This window comes from Microbacterium sp. ABR10, assembly GCF_057812175.1.
In genome coordinates this window covers 174,660-191,833 of the sequence record NZ_CM173821.1, presented here as the reverse complement: position 1 = coordinate 191,833, position 17,174 = coordinate 174,660, and the positions used below count along the sequence as shown (strand labels likewise).

General features: G+C 69.1%; 10 protein-coding genes. 2 read left to right on the top strand and 8 right to left on the bottom strand.

Features of this window, described 5'->3' with window-relative positions:
• The first annotated feature begins 19 nt into the window (after nt 1-19).
• Entirely contained in the window at nt 20-3,358 is a 3,339-nt protein-coding gene (locus tag ACXKZF_RS00845) for a family 43 glycosylhydrolase (RefSeq protein ID WP_488985092.1), read from the top strand.
• Nucleotides 3,359-3,694: 336 nt separating this feature from the next.
• A complete protein-coding gene (locus ACXKZF_RS00840; RefSeq protein ID WP_488985091.1) occupies nt 3,695-6,622 on the top strand; it encodes an immunoglobulin-like domain-containing protein in 2,928 nt (975 codons plus the stop codon).
• A gap of 512 nt (nt 6,623-7,134) precedes the next feature.
• Here the strand turns inward: ACXKZF_RS00840 and araA are convergent.
• The 8 genes from araA to ACXKZF_RS00800 all read right to left on the bottom strand — a co-directional run bounded on the left by araA (nt 7,135) and on the right by ACXKZF_RS00800 (nt 17,050).
• Nucleotides 7,135-8,646, bottom strand: coding sequence for an L-arabinose isomerase (gene araA / locus ACXKZF_RS00835; protein WP_488985090.1), 1,512 nt, complete (start codon nt 8,644-8,646; stop codon nt 7,135-7,137).
• Nucleotides 8,647-8,687: 41 nt separating this feature from the next.
• The gene (locus ACXKZF_RS00830; protein ID WP_055953468.1) at nt 8,688-10,286 is read right to left on the bottom strand and encodes a xylulokinase; all 1,599 of its coding nucleotides are present in this window, start codon (nt 10,284-10,286) and stop codon (nt 8,688-8,690) included.
• 5 nt (nt 10,287-10,291) lie between these two features.
• Nucleotides 10,292-11,053, bottom strand: coding sequence for an L-ribulose-5-phosphate 4-epimerase (locus ACXKZF_RS00825; RefSeq protein ID WP_488985089.1), 762 nt, complete (start codon nt 11,051-11,053; stop codon nt 10,292-10,294).
• Nucleotides 11,050-12,102, bottom strand: a complete 1,053-nt coding sequence (locus ACXKZF_RS00820; protein WP_055953204.1) for an ABC transporter permease — start codon at nt 12,100-12,102, stop codon at nt 11,050-11,052. The genes ACXKZF_RS00825 and ACXKZF_RS00820 overlap by 4 nt, the downstream gene beginning before the upstream one ends.
• On the bottom strand, nt 12,099-13,136 hold the full coding sequence (locus tag ACXKZF_RS00815; protein ID WP_055953200.1) for an ABC transporter permease: 1,038 nt from the start codon (nt 13,134-13,136) through the stop codon (nt 12,099-12,101). The genes ACXKZF_RS00820 and ACXKZF_RS00815 overlap by 4 nt, the downstream gene beginning before the upstream one ends.
• Nucleotides 13,136-14,707, bottom strand: a complete 1,572-nt coding sequence (locus ACXKZF_RS00810) for a sugar ABC transporter ATP-binding protein (protein WP_055953197.1) — start codon at nt 14,705-14,707, stop codon at nt 13,136-13,138. The genes ACXKZF_RS00815 and ACXKZF_RS00810 overlap by 1 nt, the downstream gene beginning before the upstream one ends.
• A 112-nt stretch (nt 14,708-14,819) precedes the next feature.
• Nucleotides 14,820-15,827 (bottom strand): substrate-binding domain-containing protein, encoded by a 1,008-nt coding sequence (locus ACXKZF_RS00805; RefSeq protein ID WP_488985088.1) that lies wholly within the window; start codon nt 15,825-15,827, stop codon nt 14,820-14,822.
• A gap of 200 nt (nt 15,828-16,027) precedes the next feature.
• Nucleotides 16,028-17,050, bottom strand: a complete 1,023-nt coding sequence (locus tag ACXKZF_RS00800) for a LacI family DNA-binding transcriptional regulator (protein WP_488985087.1) — start codon at nt 17,048-17,050, stop codon at nt 16,028-16,030.
• Between the last annotated feature and the right edge of the window lie 124 nt (nt 17,051-17,174).

Sequence of the window (17,174 nt, the reverse complement as noted above, 5' to 3'; positions counted from 1 at the left end):
CCGCAGACGCTGTGCGGGGGTGATCTCCACCGCCCTCGGCTTCGCCCTCGTCGTCAGCGGCGTCGGGGTCTCCGGCGCGGCGAGCGCCGCCGAGCCCGCCTCGCTCGTGGCGTCGTACGACTTCTCCGAGACGAACGGCACCGTGGTGCGCGACGCCTCGGGCGCCGGCCGCGACGCGGCCGTCGTCGGAGGCGTCGCCTGGGGCGGCGGATCGCTGCAGCTCACCGGGTCGAACCACGTGAAGCTGCCCGACAACCTGCTCGCCGGTCAGAGCGCCGCGACGATCATCATCGAGACCAACCCCGTCGCCCTGTCGGGGGCGAAGTTCCTGTGGAACATCGGCGGATCGGGCGACAACGCGACGGGACAGTTCTTCATCCAGCCCGTCGCCCCGCGCCTGGCCATCAGCCCGACGAACTGGCGGAACGAGCAGAGCGTCACCTCGACGACCCGGCTCGCCGAGAACCGCTGGCAGTCGGTGGCGGCGACCATCACGAAGAACGCCGGCGGAACCACCTCGACGCTCACTCTCTACATCGACGGTGCCCTCGTCGCGCAGAAGACCGACTCGACGACGGCGCTCAGCGACCTCACCACGCACACCATGAACTACATCGGGCGCAGTGCCTACGGCGGCGACTCGCTCTACCAGGGCGGCGTCTCGTCGTTCCGCGTCTACAACGCGGCCCTGTCGGCCGGTGACATCGCCGCGGCGTCGGCGACGGATGCCACGGCCACGGCATCCGAGGTCGTCGCCGGAATCGACCTGGCCGGCGCCAACGCCCAGAGCCTGTCGGCCGTCGAAACCGACCTCGTGCTGCCGACGACCGGCGGCGTGACCTGGACCTCGTCGCCGTCGGGCATCGTCGCCGCCGACGGCAAGGTCACCCGGCCGTCCTCGTCGACCGCAGTCACCCTCACGGCCACGGCCACCGTGCGCGGCAAGACCGCCACGCGCACCTTCGACGTCACCGTGCTGCCCGCCCCGAGTGCCGCCGCCCAGGCTGCCAAGGCCGCCGCAGCACTCGTGCTGCCGTCGGTGCTCGAGAAGGGCTACGTGCTCCCGACGACCGCGCAGGGACTGCCCGTGGTGTGGTCGCACGTCTCGGGAGCGGGCTCCGTCGCCAACGGCAGCATCGCCACCGCCCCCGCCACCGGTCTCGCCGCCGCAACCCTCAAGGCCGTCGTCGGCTCGGGCGCCGATGCGGCGACCACCGAGATCCCGGTGCGCATCGCCGAGACCGGCGCGTCGCGGTTGGCGACGTACACGACGTCGAAGAACACCCGCGGCGGAGACGACCCCGAGGTCACGCGTAGCGCCCACCTCGCGCTCAGCAGCGACGGCACCGCGTACACGCCGCTCAACAGCGGCGCGGGTGTGGTGTTCCCCCAGGTCACCGGCATGACCGAGCAGACCAACGGCACCACCCGCTACCTCGGCTCGCCGTACATGTTCCGCCTCGAGGGCGACCAGGGCTACGGGCTCATCGCCCGGCGCACCGACGCCTCGGGCGCGGCCGACACCGCCGGCGCGCTCGTGTTCACCTCCCCCGACCTGGTCACCTGGACCGAGCGCAGCTTCCTGCCCCTCCCCGGGCAGGGCGCGACCGGAGCCGTGTCGGCCGAGTGGGACGCCCGCGTCAGCGCCTACCGCGTGGTGTGGACGAGCCCCGCGGGCTCCGCCCTGACCGGCACGACCACCGCGTTCCAGACGGTCACCGCGCAGGGCGCCGGGCAGCAGCCCGGTGGTCGCACGGCGAGCATCGGCGTCCCCTACGCCGAGACCGCGAGCGTCATCCCCGTCACCGCGGCCGAAGCACGGTCGGCATCCGATCAGCTCGGACGCGTGCGCAACACCGGCGTGCAGGCACCGAAACCGGTCAACCTGACCGCCGGCGACGCGCTGACCCTGCCCGAGAAGGTCACCGCCGACTACTCCGACGGCGGCACGCACGACTTCCGCGTCGCGTGGGACACCTCGAAGGTCGACGCCATGACGCCGGGTACGTACACGGCCACGGGAACGCTGCAGCGCACCGACACGAACTTCCCGCTCGTGGCCAACCGCGCCGACCCGCACGTGCTGCGCTACACGCTGCCCGACGGCAAGAAGACGTGGCTCTACATCGCGACCGACGACGCAGGTCAAGACGAGTTCTTCATCCGCCAGGCCGACACGATCGCGGGGCTCTCGAGCGCGGCCGACAACCGCATCCTCGGTTTCGGTCTCTCGGGCAACAGCGTCAACGCCCAGCTGTGGGCGCCCGAGCTGCACGTCGTCGACGGCGACCTGTACATCCTGTTCGCGGCCAACGCCGAGAGCAGCAACTGGTGGGCCGGCGTGCAGTCGTACACGATGCGGCTGAAGCCCGGCGGCAGCCCGCTCGTGCGCGCCGACTGGGAGGCACCGCAGCGCGTCGTCGACCAGGCCGGTCAGCCGCTCACCACGTACGGCCAGGGCATCACCCTCGATATGACCCACTTCGAGGACAACGGCATCGACTACGTCGTGTGGTCGGAGCGGGTGGTCGCGCCCTCGACGGGTCCGGCCGTTCTGAAGATCGCGAAGGTCACACCCAAGGCATCCGGTTCGTGGCAGCTGGCGAGCCCGCGTTCGACGGTCGCCTTCCCCGACCGGGGCTGGTCGAACAACACCACTCCGGTGGTGGAGGGACCGTTCGTCATCCAGCGCGACGGCAAGGTCATGGTCACCTTCTCGGGGTCTGGCGTCGACTGGACCTACGCGGTGGGCCTGCTCACCGCCGAGTCGGGAGCCGACCTGCTCGACCCCGCCGTCTGGAACGTGCGCAACAGCTCCATCTGGAGCTACGAGGGTGCGTTCTCGAACAACTGGGGTCCGGGCCACAACTCGTACACGTACGACGACGACGGCAACCTGCTCAACGTCTTCCACGCGAAGGCGACGCAGAACGGCAGCCGCGACTCCGGCATCCGGATGGTCTACTTCCGCCAGGACGACAGCCCCATCCTCGATATGACGGATGCCGAGTGGCTCGCCGCCGAGAACCGCACGGTCACCGCGACGGTCACGGTCACGAGCCCCGTCACGTCGACGGTGCAGATGGTCACCGGCAGCCGGTGCGTCGCGGGCAAGGCGACCCTGTTCGCCACGCTCACCAACACGGGCACCACCGCCGCCGACGCCCGTGTGACGTCGACGTTCGGCACCGCGGAGGTGAGCGGCCTCGCGGCGGGCAAGTCCAAGTCGGTCACCTTCGCCACTCGATCGGCGAACCTGTCCGCCGGGTCGCTGACCGCGACGACGACCACCGACGTGAACGGAACGCGCACGCAGGGGACGGTGACGGCCGACTACGCCGCACGTAGCTGCGGCTGAGTCCGCTCGAATGAGGGGTGCGTCCGGCCGTGGGCCGGGCGCACCCCTGTCGTTGCGGAACCCTTGCGGGCTCCGGAAGCCCGGCACGAGGTGTGTCGATAGCGTCCGCACATTGCGTTCGCGGGGGATCACCCGCCTTCCGAACCACGAGGCGCTTGACACCTCGTTGCGCCGAGTCTTACCTTGAGATGACCGGGTGTTCCCGGTAACATCACAGCCCCTCGACCGCCCCGCGGTCACCCGAAAACCGCGATGACGCGTGTTCCGGCGCCCGAGACGTCGCCGTCCCAGGCCGAAGATGCGCACCGCGTCGCCCCAAGAGCAAGGACGCCCGCAATGCGCACGCGCACACGTTCACCCCACTGGAGGAAGGGCCTGGCCGTCACGGCCGCGCTGACTCTCACGATGACCGGATTGGGCGCCACCGCGACGGCCGCCCAGGCTGCTGACGGACTGCAGCCGCTCATCCACTACTCCTTCGACGGCGCCAACGGCACCACGATCGCCGACTCCAGCGGCAACAATTTCAACGCCACCCTGCGCCAGAACGGCGGCTCCGTCACGGGCGGCGCCCTGTCTCTGCCCGGCGGCGCGGCCGGCACCGCGGCCTACCTCGACATCCCCACCGCCGGCCTGGTCGGCAAGAAGGACCTCACCATCTCGACGTGGGTCTCGCCTCGCTCGGGCAACGGCAACGTCGCGGCCGCCTTCATCGGCGCCCCCGTCGCCTCCGGCGCGTCGTTCTCGTCGGGGTACTGGCTGCTCAACCCCGCCAACCCCAGCGGCTACGTCAAGTCGGTCGTCACGAACACCGTCAACGCCGGTGCCCCGTGGGGCACCGAGGTCGGCCCCGGCGCGACGAATGCCGCCACCACGGGAGCGCGCACCCCCGCGGGGCTCAGCCTCTACACGACGGTGATCAGCGGAACCACCGGCCAGCTGAGCGTCTACATCAACGGCGCGCGAATCGCGCAGAACGCCATCACGCGCGACGTCTCCTCCTTCGGCTCGTCCCTCGTCGCGTACCTGGGCCGATCGACGTATCCCGACGCGGGCTGGAGCGGCCTCGTCGACGACTACGCCGTCTACTCGTCCGCTCTCAGTGAGAGCGACGTCAAGGCGCTCTACGGTGCGCAGGCGCTCGACCGCGCCGTCGCGGGCGTGAGCGTGCAGACCACGGCACTGACCGACTTCACGGTCCCCACCACCAGCGCAGGCGCGACCGTCAGCTGGGCGTCCGACAACGCCGCCATCGCCATCACCGGCGGCGGCGCGAAGGTCACGCGTCCGGCAGCCGGAGCGGGAGACGCGTCCGTGACGCTGACCGCCACCTTCACCGTCGGCTCCGAGACCCGCACGCAGACCTACGCCGTGACGGTCCCACAGCAGCTCGCCGACTCCGAGAAGGTGTCGCGCGACCTCGCCGCCCTCTCGATCCAGAACCTCGACAACATCCGCGGCAACTTCTCGGTGTCCACCGCCGGCGCCCAGGGCTCGACCATCGTGTGGTCGGTCGCCCCCGCCGGTGCGGCCAACGCCGAGCTCCGCGCCGGCGTGCGCGCCGACTCGCGCACCGTCCAGGTGAAGCGTCCGGCCGCCGGCTCCCCCGCGGTCGACGTGCAGCTCACCGCCACCGCCACCAACGGCGGCGCGACCTCGAGCCGCACCTTCACCGCTCGCATCCAGCCCATGCCGGGTGCGACGGACGAGACCGAGGCGTACTTCTGGACGTTCTTCACCGGTGAGGGCGACGGAGCCGAGCGAGTCAGCATCGCCGCCTCGAAGGGCAACGACGCGCTGACCTGGAACACCCTCAACCAGGGCAAGCCGATCTTCACCTCGACCGTCGGCACCGAGGGCCTGCGCGACCCGTTCATCATCCGCGCTCCCCACGGCGACAAGTTCTACATGATCGCCACCGACCTCAAGGTCGCGGGTCTCGCGGGCGGTTTCACCACGGCGCAGATCTCCGGCTCGAAGTACATCGAGGTCTGGGAGTCCGACGACCTCGTCACGTGGTCGGCGCAGCGTCACGTGAAGGTCTCGACGGACTTCGCCGGCAACACGTGGGCCCCCGAAGCGTACTGGGATGAGGAGCTCGACACCTTCGTGGTCTATTGGGCGTCCAACCTCTACCCCACCACGAACGCGGCCGACCGCACGGGCGTGACCTACAACCGCATGATGTACGCCACGACCGACGACTTCGTCACGTTCTCCGACGCGAAGGTCTGGAGCGATGTCCGTCGCGGCAACGGCCTCGGTCTGATCGACTCCACCGTGGCCAAGAAGGACGGCGTCTACCACCGCTTCACCAAGGACGAGGCGAGCATGACCATCCGCCACGAGAAGTCGACCGACCTGCTCGCGACCATCTCGGGGACGCTCCCGGGCACGACGGGCGCGGCGAACCAGTGGACCCTCGTCGAGGAGCGCGTCGCCAGCGGCCTGCCCAACGGCGAGCCGGGCGGCACCTACACCAGCGGTGAGGGCCCGAACATCTTCGCGGCCAACGAGGGCGACGTGAACAACCTCGACTGGTTCCTCTTCATCGACCAGCCGAACTACCACGGCGGCCCCAACCACTACGTGCCGTTCGGGACGAACAACCTCGACCAGGCCGGCAGCTGGCAGGCGCTCGGCAGCAAGCTCCGCCAGGGCCTGCCGCAGAACGCCGACGGCGGCAAGCCGCGTCACGGCACGGTCATTCCGGTCACCCGCGCCGAGTATCAGAAGGTGCTCGAGGCGTACTCGCCGAACATCGCGGTCAAGACCGTGGATGCCATCGACGTCGCGACCGACGCCGGTACCGCGCCCGTGCTGCCCCAGGCCCGTCTGACCAAGGCCGACGGTTCGGTTCAGACCGTCGACGTGAAGTGGGACGCAGTGGATGCCGCGAAGTACGCCACCGCGGGCACCTTCACGGTGTCGGGCGTCGCTCAGGACGACTCGCGCATGCCGGTCGAGGCCACCGTCACCGTCCGCTCCCTCGTGAAGGTGCAGTTCTCGGCCGAGGCGCGCTGCGTCGCCGGCAAGGTGCAGCTCGTTCTCAAGGCCGTCAACAACGGTGACACGGCGGCCACGCTGGCCATGTCGTCGACCTACGGCTCGAAGAACGCGACGGTCGCCGCGGGCGCGACCACCTCGGCCCTCTTCGCCGCACGTTCGGCGTCGATCCCGGCCGGCGAGGCGAAGGTGACCGTGACCCAGGGCTCCGCGACGGGGACCCTCACGGCTCCCTACGCGGCGAAGTCCTGCGGCTGACCCCCCGCACCGTCCCTCTCAGGTGACGGTGAAGGCCCCGGTGGAATCCCCCTCCACCGGGGCCTCTGTCGTTGTCAGACGGGCTTGAAGTCTCCCGCTCCTCCGCGCCGTGGCCGAGGCAGAGACAGCCCTCCCGCGTCCGGGGCACGTTCTGCGCTTCGGGGCGAGCAATGTCCGCCCCGAAGCGCGAATCCCGCCCCGAACCCCGGACTCCAGCCGCCTCCGAGACCGACACGTCGACGAGAAGCGGTCACGCACGTCCGCGTCGGGGGCGTGCGCGTTCGACGAGCGCGGAGGGCGCACGCCTGCCGCGACCGGCCCGGCCGACGGTGCGGTGAGACCCGCCCGCGCCGGAACGCAGAGGTGCCCCGGACTCTCCGGCGGCCCACCGCCACCTCGAGTCCGGGGCACTTTCCGTGCGCCGTGAACCGGCGCGCGGCACACGCCCCGAGTGACCGGAACGCGCGAGTGCCGCGTCGTCCCGGGGCGTGCGGCGCCCGGGACGACGGGTCTTACAGGCCCTGGGCCAGGCGGTAGTACGCCTGATTCCAGCGCAGCTCGCTCTGGAAACCGCGGACCGTGGTGTCGTCGTCGATGATGACGAGCTCGGTCTTGGCGATCTCGGCGAAGTCGCGGAACACCTCGATGCCCACGGCCGTCGTCATGACGGTGTGGTGAGCGGCTCCGGCGGCGAGCCAGCAGGCGGCCGAGGTCGCGAAGTCGGGGGCGGGCTTCCACACGGCGCGGCCCACGGGCAGCTTCGGCAGGTCGGGCGCCTCGACGTTCTCGACGACGTTCGCGGTGAGGCGGAAACGGTCGCGCATGTCGCTCATCGCGACGACCAGCGCGGGGCCGGGGTCGGCGGTGAAGACCAGGCGCACCGGGTCGTCCTTGCCGCCGATACCCAGCGCGTGGATCTCCAGGCGCGGCTTCTGCGAGCTCAGCGAGGGCGAGACCTCGAGCATGTGCGCGCCGAGGATGCGCTCGGCACCGGGCACGAGGTCGTACGTGTAGTCCTCCATGAGCGAGGCGCCGCCGGGCAGGCCCGCGCCCATCACGTTGGCGACGCGCACGAGGATCGCGGTCTTCCAGTCGCCCTCGGCGCCGAAGCCGTAGCCCTCGGCCATGAGGCGCTGCACGGCGAGACCGGGGAGCTGCTTGAGCGCACCGAGGTCTTCGAACGAGGTGGTGAAGGCGCCGAAGCCGCCCTCCTCGAGGAACGAGCGCAGACCCAGCTCGATCGCCGCGCCATCGCGCAGCGACTGGTGGCGGGCGCCGCCCGGAAGAAGCTCGGATGCCACGTCGTAGCTGTCGACGTATTCCTGCACGAGCGCGTCGATGTCGGCATCCGATGCCGCCTCGACGGCCTCGACGAGCTCGTTCACGCCCCACGTGTTGACCTGCACGCCGAACCGCAGCTCGGCCTCGGTCTTGTCGCCCTCAGTGACGGCGACGAAGCGCATGTTGTCGCCGAAGCGGGCGAGCTTGAGGGTGCGGGCGGCGGTCCAGCCGGCGGCGGCGCGCTCCCAGTCCTCGATCTGCTGGCGGACGGCCGGGTTCGACACGTGGCCGACGACGGTCTTGCGCGAGATGCCGAGACGCGTCTGGATGTAGCCGAACTCGCGGTCGCCGTGGGCGGCCTGGTTCAGGTTCATGAAGTCGAAGTCGATGTCGTTCCACGGCAGCTCGACGTTCGCCTGCGTGTGCAGGTGGAGCAGCGGCTTCTGCAGGGCGTCGAGCCCCGAGATCCACATCTTGGCGGGGCTGAACGTGTGCATCCACGCGATCACGCCGATGACGTCGTCGCGGCCGTTGATCTCGAGCGCCATGCGGCGGATACTGTCGGAGTCCTTGAGCACGGGCTTCCAGACGACCTTGACGGGCAGGCCGGCGAGTCCCTCGACGACGGCCTGCGACTGCTCGGCGACCTGCTTGAGGGTCTCTTCTCCGTAGAGGTTCTGACTGCCGGTGACGAACCAGACCTCGTAGCCGTCGAGATCGTTCCGGAGAGTGGTGCGGGTCATGCGGGAATTCCTTTTTGTGGTGGGAGTGGCGACGGCCGAGGTCAGGACGTCGCCGCGATCGCGGCGTGCTCGATGGCGAGCCCCGCGCGGTATCGGGTGAGGTAAGCGGCGAACCCGGGGACGTCCTCGGGGTCGGGGTCGATCGAGACGAACCCCGCCTGCGCGAAGACGCGGTCGGTGAGGTAGGCGTCGATCGGGTCGCCCGCGGTGTCTGCGGCGAATGCTGCGAGGACCGCGATCCCCCACGCCCCACCCTCGGACGCGGTTGCCGCGACCGCGACCGGCGCGTCCAGCGCACCGGCGAGGAAGCGCTGCGCGATCCCGGCCGTGCGGAACACACCGCCGTGCGCGTACATGCGGTCGAGCTCCACACCCTCGGCGGCGAGCACGCGCATGCCCAGGGCGAGGGTGCCGAACACGCCGTACAGCTGCGCGCGCATGAAGTTCGCCAGCGTGAGGCGGCTGTCGGGCGTGCGGACGAAGAGCGGCCGCCCCTCCGGCAGACCCGCGATGGGTTCTCCCGCCAGGTGGTTGTAGGCGAGCAGGCCGCCGGCGTCGGGCGCGCCGTCCAGCGACTCCATGAACAGCGCCTCGAACACCTCGTCGGGGTCGAGGGTGCCGCCGGCGATGGCCGCGAACCGCTCGAACAGCCCCACCCAGGCGGCGAGCTCGCTCGCGCCGTTGTTGCAGTGCACCATTGCGACGAGGTCGCCGGCGGGGGTGGTGACGAGATCCAGCTCGTCGTGCGTGCGGCGAAGCGGCCCTTCGAGCACCACCATGGCGAAGATGCTCGTACCCGCGCTGACGTTGCCGGTGCGGGGGGCGACGGAGTTCGTCGCGACCATACCGGTGCCGGCGTCGCCCTCGGGCGGGCAGAACAGCACACCCGGACGCAGTGCGCCGGTCGGATCCAGGAGCGCCGCACCCTCGGTGGTCAGTTCCCCCGCGGCTTCGCCGGCGACGAGCACGTCGGGCAGCAGCGAGCGGAGGCGGAGGCCCGGGGCACGCTCCGCCACGAGGCGGTCGAACTTGGCCGCCATGACGGCGTCGTAGTCGCGTGTGGCGACGTCGATGGGGAACATGCCGGAGGCGTCCCCGATGCCGAGCACCCGACGGCCGGTCAGCTTCTCGTGGACGTACCCGGCGAGAGTGGTGAAGGATGCCACGTCGGGGATGTGGTCTTCTTCGTCGAGCACCGCCTGGTAGAGATGCGCGATCGACCAGCGCAGCGGGATGTTCGTGCCCAGCAGCTCCGACAGCACGCCGGCGGCCCGCTCGGTGGAGGTGTTCCGCCAGGTGCGGAAGGGCACGAGCAGCTCCCCCTCGGCGTCGAATGCGAGGTAGCCGTGCATCATCGCCGAGACGCCCGCCGCGGCGAGCGTCTCGATCGCGACGCCGTGGAGACGCTGCACGTCGGCAGCCAGCGCAGCGTAGGCGGTCTGCACACCCGTCCAGACGTCGTTCAACGAGTACGTCCAGTTGCCGTCGCGGTAGCGGTTCTCCCAGGCGTGCGAGCCGGTGGCCAGGACGCGGGTGGGCTCGTCGGCATCCACGAGGCAGGCCTTGATACGCGTCGAACCGAGTTCGATGCCGAGCACGGCGCGGCCGGAGGCGATGACCTCGGCGGGCGAGGTGGTCACGGCGCTCACCGGCGCGCGTCCGTGTTCTGGCCGTACACGTTCTGGTAGCGGTTGTAGAGCGCGTCGATGTGTTCCTGCGGGATGGGGATGAGCGGTCCCGCCTCGCGGGCGATGTGCACGGTGCGCGCGACGTCCTCGAGCATGACGGCCGCCTTCACCGCATCCTTCGCGTTGGAGCCGATCGTGAACGGACCGTGGTTCTGCATGATGACGCCGCGCGAACGGTGACCGCGCAGGGTCTCGACGATGCCCCGGCCGATGGAGTCGTCGCCGATGATCGCGAACGGGCCGACCGGGATGGGTCCGCCGAACTCGTCGGCCATCGCCGTGATGACGCAGGGGATCTCTTCTCCGCGGGCCGCCCACGCGACGCCGTAGGTGGAGTGCGTGTGCACGACCCCGCCGACCTCGGGCATGTGGCGGTACACGTAGGCGTGGGCTGCCGTGTCGCTCGAGGGGCTGCGCTCACTGCCCGGCGTTCCGGGGATCGCGTTGCCGTCGAGGTCGCACAGGATCATGTTCTCGGGCGCCAGGTCGTCGTACGAGACGCCCGAGGGCTTGATGACGAACAGATCGGCGCCGGGCACGCGACCCGAGACGTTTCCGCCGGTCCACACGATCAGGTTGTAGCGCACCAGTTCGGCATGCAGCCGGGCGACGTCCTCACGGACACGGTCGATGGATTCCTGGACGCCGGGGGCGATGTCAGCAGGGGACGCTGCCACGGTGTTCTCCTTGCGGGTGTGCGGGTCGACGACGGTGCTCATTTTCGGCGTCGCGCGGTCAGCACGCGCTGCAGCAGGACGAACGCGAGCAGGATACCGCCGGTGATGATGGTCAGGTATTCGGGGCGGATGCCACCGTCTTTGGTGATGATCATGGCCAGGGCGGCGAGCACCAGCGAACCGACGACCGAACCGAGGACGTAGCCGGCGCCGCCGGTCAGGAGCGTTCCGCCGATGACGACGGCGGCGATGGCATCCAGTTCCCATCCGATGCCGGTGACGTTCTGCGCCTTCCCGCCCACCTCGGCTGTGTAGACGACGGCCGCGAGGCCGGCGAGGGCACCGCTCAGCACGTAGATGAGCACGCGGGTGCGGGCGACGGGGAGTCCCATCAGCTGCGCCGAGTTCTCGGCCCCGCCGATGCCGTACACCGTGCGGCCGGTGCGGGTGCGGTGCAGGAGCATGAAGGCGGCTGCGACCACGAGCACGGCGATGAAGAAGCCGGGCGTGAGCACGAGGTCGTTCGTCTTGGGACCGTCGTACAGCTTCCAGTCGGTGGCGAGCACCAGGATCGGGGAGTTGTCCGGTGCCTGCACCGGCACGGTCGAGAGGATGGATGCCAGACCTCGGGCGAGGAACATCATGGCCAGCGTGGCGATGAACGGCTGCACGTTGAAGTACTGGATCAGGACGCCCGAGACGAGACCGAACAGAGCGCCGAACACGATCATCAGGATGACGGCGACCCAGCCGTTGACGCCGTTGTTCATCAGCATGACGCCCGACACCGAGGTGAAGGCGACGACGGCGCCGACCGAGAGGTCGATGCCTCCCGACAGGATGACGATGGTCATGCCGACGGCGAGGATGATCGTGGGCGCGAAGCTGACGAGCAGGCTCGACATGGTGCCGGCGTGGAACACGCGGCCGTATGCGAGCTCGGCGTACACGAGCATCGCGACGAGGAGCACGACGGCGGCCAGCGTCGGGACGGCGGACTGGCTGCGACCCCACATGCGGGAGATCGCCAGGCCCCGCACCGGGACCTCGGTGCCGTGCGAGGGCGACGGGGGTGAGACGGTCGTGCTCATGCGACGACCTCCTTACGGGTACGGCGGCGTCCGGCCTGGAGGACGAAGGTCCTCACCCGCTCGGACTGCAGCAGGACGAGCAGCACGATGACGATGGCTTTGAAGGCCGGGGTCGCCGCGGCGGAGACCCCGAGGAAGAGCACGGTCTTGTTCAGGGTTGCGATCAGCAGAGCCCCGATGGTCGACCCGAGGATGGAGAACTTGCCTCCGGCGAGGGAGGTGCCGCCGATGACGACGGCGAGGATCGCGTCGAGCTCCATCTGGTAGCCGGTGCCCGAGACGTCGACCGTCATGACCTCCGACACCGTGAACAGACCACCGCCGGCGGCGAGGATGCCCGAGAGCACGTAGACGGTGATGAGGATTGGACGAGGACGGATGCCGGCGAGGCGGCTCGCGTCGGGGTTCACACCGATCGACTCGATCATGAGACCCAGTGCGGTGCGGCGCATGATCACGGTGACGATCACGACGATGACGATCGCCGTGACGAAGCTGATCGGCAGTCCGAGCACCTGGCCGTTGGAGATCTGCTGGAACGGCTGGTTCTGCGAGTTGGTGTTCTGCCCGCCCGTGATGACGCGGGCGATACCGCGGGCGGCGAGCATCATCACCAGCGTGCTGATGAACGGCTGGAGCCCCACGACCGAGACGAGCAGGCCGTTGACGAGACCGAGGACCGCGCCGAGCAGCAGCGCGAGGCCGATCGCCATGAACATGGCGCCGAACGAGCTCGCCTCGTTGATCGAGCGCAGGAGCTCCATGGCGGCGGCACCACCGACGGCCATGATCGAGCCGACCGAGAGGTCGATGCCCTTCGTGGCGATGACGAAGGTCATGCCGAGGGCGATCATGATGATCGGCGCCGATACCCGCAGGATGTCGAGCAGGTTGCCCGAGAGCTGTCCGGTCGTCGGGTTGATACCGACCGAGAGGTAGGTCGGGTCTTTGATGACGTTCAGCGACAGCAGCAGGACGATGCCGATGATGCCCCAGAACCAGGGGGTGCGCAGAAGCGACTTGAAGACGGTCATCAGCGGGTCTCTCCTTCGGCGAGGGCCTCGGTCTGGGCTTCTGCCTCTTCTTCGGTCTCGGCCGCGATGATCGACACGACGCGCTCGGCGGTGACGTCGGGGCCGTTGACGATCTCGCCGACCTTCTCGTGGTCCTTCATGATCACGATGCGCTCGGACAGGCGAACGACCTCTTCGAGCTCGGACGAGATGAACACGACGCTCATCCCCGCCTCGGCGAGCTCGGCGACGGTTTCCTGGATGTCGGCCTTGGCGCCGACATCGATGCCGCGGGTCGGCTCGTCGAGCAACAGCAGTTCGGGGTCGGTCGCCAGCCACCGGCCCAGCAGGACCTTCTGCTGATTGCCGCCCGAGAGCAGGCGGATCGGGCGCTCGGGGTCGTTCGGTCGGACGCTGAAACGCTCCATGTAGGTCGAGACGAGCTGGTCGACCTCTTTGGCGGGAATGCGGCGCAGCCACCCGCGCTTGGCCTGCAGCGCGAGCATGATGTTCTCGCGGATGCTGAGGTCTCCGATGATGCCGTCGTCGCGACGGTTCTCGGTCGAGTAGGCGATGTGGTTGCCCAGACCCGAGACCGGGGAGTTGACGTTGACCTTCTTGCCCTTGAGGCGCACGGTGCCCGCGTCAGGGCGATCGGCGCCGGCGATGAGGCGAGCGAGTTCGGTGCGACCGGAGCCGAGCAGGCCGGCGAAGCCGACCACCTCCCCCTTGTGGATCTCGATGTCGGTGGGGGCGAGGGCTCCCGCGCGAGCGATGCCCTCGGCGGCGTAGACGGGGGTCTCGTTGCGATCGCGGGCGTCGACCTGGCGATTGGAGCCGAGGGCGCGCAGCGCCTCGATGTCTTTGCCGATCATCTTCGAGATGAGCTGCGTGCGGTCGAGGTCGCGGGTCAGGTACTCGCCCACGAAACCGCCGTTGCGCAGCACCGTGATGCGGTCGCTGATCGCGTAGACCTGATCGAGGAAGTGCGAGACGAAAAGGATGGCCACACCCTGGTCGCGCAGGCGACGCATGACGGTGAAGAGCACCTCGACCTCGGCGGAGTCGAGGCTCGAGGTCGGCTCGTCGAGGATGAGCACCTTCGAGTTGGTGACCATCGCGCGGCTGATGGCGACGAGCTGCTGCAGGGCGATCGAGATCGATGACAGCGGAGCACGGGGGTCGAGGTGGCCGAGACCCATGCCGGTCAGCGCCTCCTTGGCGCGAGCGTGCGTGGCGCGCCAGTTGATGCCGAACGGCCCGCGGATCTCGTGGCCCAGCATGACGTTCTCACCGATGGTGAGGTTGGTGCAGAGGTTGACCTCTTGGTAGACGGTCGAGATGCCGGCCGCCTGCGCCGAGGCGGTGCCGGTCAGGCGCCGCTCCTCGCCGAAGATGAGGATCGATCCGGAGTCGATCTGGTAGACGCCGGTCAGCGCCTTGATGAGCGTGGACTTGCCCGCGCCGTTCTCGCCCATGAGGGTATGGACTTCTCCCGGCAGGAGTCGGAAGTTCACTTCGTCGAGGGCTTTGACGCCGGGGAATGTGATCGATGCGCCGCGGACTTCGACGATCGGTAGGGATTCTGTCATCGCTGACGAACTTCCTCGCTGGTACGGAGCGGGTGGGGAATGCGGAGCGGGGGCAGCCCGGGCGGGCCGCCCCCACTCCTGAAGTGGAACTGTCGAGCAGGTGGGACGGGGCTTAGAAGCCCAGGCCCTCGGACAGCGCCGTCTCGGCTGCTTCGGGCGAGTCGAAGGTCGCGCTGTCGACGATGATCGTCTTCTCAACGGTGTCGCCGGCGATGGCCGACTTCACGGCGTCAACGGCGGTGTCGCCGAAGAAGGGGTTGTACTGAGCGACGAAGCTGAGCTGACCGGCGGCCAGTGCCTCGAGCGCACCCTTGGTGCCGTCGATGGTGGCGATCTTGACGTCGGTGCCGGGGGTCAGGCCCGCGGCGGAGACGGCCTGAGCGGCGCCGATGCCCATCTCGTCGTTCTGGGCGAAGATGAACTGGATGTCGTTGTTGTTGGCCTTCAGGACGGTCTCGACGACGGACTTGCCCTCGTCGGTCTTCCAGTTGGCGGTCTGCGCGCCGACCTTGGTGAAGCCCGATGCGCTGCTGACCTCGGCGTCGAAGCCCTCGTTGCGCTCGTTCACGACCGACAGGCCGGGGACGCCCTCGAGCACGAAGTACTTCGCGCCCGACGGGAAGGTCGAGACGGCCCACGAGCCGACCGACTCCGCGACCTGCTTGTTGTCGGGAGCGATGCGCGTGACGTAGAGGTCGTCGGACGCGTCGACGCCGCGGTCGAGGAGCACGACCGGGATCTCTGCCTCCTTGGCGAGCTCGAGCGAGGACTCCCAGCCCGAAGCCTCGGTGGCCGTGAGCAGGATGACGTCGACCTCGTCGTTGACGAAGGTCGCAAAGGCGTCGAGCTGCGACTTCTGGTCGCTGGGGCTGGCCGCGGGGGCGTACTTGAGGTCGAAGCCGGCATCCGCGGTGAATGCGTCCTTGATCGCCTGCTCGTTGGCGTTACGCCATCCACCCTCGGGACCGACGGCAACGAAGCCGACCGTGGTGATATCGCCTGCGGCGTCGCCCTCACCGCTACCTGCATCGGCGCCACCGGCACAGCCGGCGAGGCCAAGGGCGACGACGCCCACACCGATGAATCCGACGACGCCGCGCATGCGCTTCGAAATCGACATTTGTTCTCCTCCTTGAGATCTCTCCAGCGTTCGGGTTGGAGAGGGGATGCTGTGCAGCTGTGAGCGGCACTCCTGGTCTTCCTTAGTGTGCGCGCTAACATTCAAGAGCGCAAGACTTTTTCACGAGAATTTCCCGGTTTCAGATCACAACTCGATCACGGCCCGATCGGAGCGCCCGACCGCGACGATCCGGTGGCAGATCAGCCGGGTACGACGGCCGTCGTCGACTCGCGAACGATCAGCTTCGGCCGGATCGTGTCGTGACTGGGATCGGTGTCGCCCTCGATCGCGGCGATGAGCTGCTGCAGCGCGAGCTCGCCGAGTTCGGCGAAATTCTGGCGGACCGTGGTCAGCGGCGGAAGGAAGTGTCGCGCGTCGGACAGATCGTCGAACCCCACGACGTTCACGTCTTCGGGAACGCGGATGCCGCGACCGTGCAACCCGTGGATGACGCCCAACGCGATCTGGTCGTTCGCCGCGAACACGGCGGTGGTGTCGCCCAGGTCGAAAGATTTTCCGAACTCGAAGCCGAAGTCCGACGTCCAGTCGCCGATAATGATCGGTCCCTCCGGCAGACCCGCCTCGGCGAGGCATTCGCGCCAGCCCTCCATGCGCTCACGGGCGTCGAACCAGTCCATGGGACCGGCGAGGTGGGCGATGCGACGATGACCGAGCCCGATGAGGTGCCGCACGGCCAGTCGCGCGCCCTCGCGCTGATCCACGCCGACCGTGTGCCACGCGGCATCCGCCTCGGCCTTGATGACGATCGTGGGAAGGCCGGTGGTCTGCTGCCGCAGAAGATCGAGCGATGACTCGCGCGGGGCGATGACGCACAGCGCGTCGACCCCCTGGGTGACGAGCTCCATCACCCCGGAATCCATCTGCGACGCGTCGTCATCGCCGATCGAGAACGCGCTCACGGCGTACCCGACCTCGCGCGCTGCCTTCTCGAGGGCGCGGAGGGTGCTGTTCGGACCGTTCTGCACGGGGCCGTCGATGAGCACGCCGATTCTGCGGGCTCGCCGGGTGGCGAGGGCCCGGGCGATCGAACTCGGCGTGTAGTTCATCTCCTCGATCGCCTGCAAGACGCGCGCGCGCGTCGTCTCGCGGATGTTCGGGTGACCGTTCAAGACCCGCGACACCGTCATGTGCGATACGCCGGCGCGACGCGCGACGTCGTAGATGCTGGGCCGCTGCCACCCGCGACTCGAGGACTGGGGCATTGAGGTCTTCCGATCCGAACATCATGGGCGAGGTGCGCACCGGACGATCCCGATGCACACGGTAGGCCACGGACCACACCGAAAAGGCCTGATCACAACATTCCATATTTTCCGCCGACCCCGC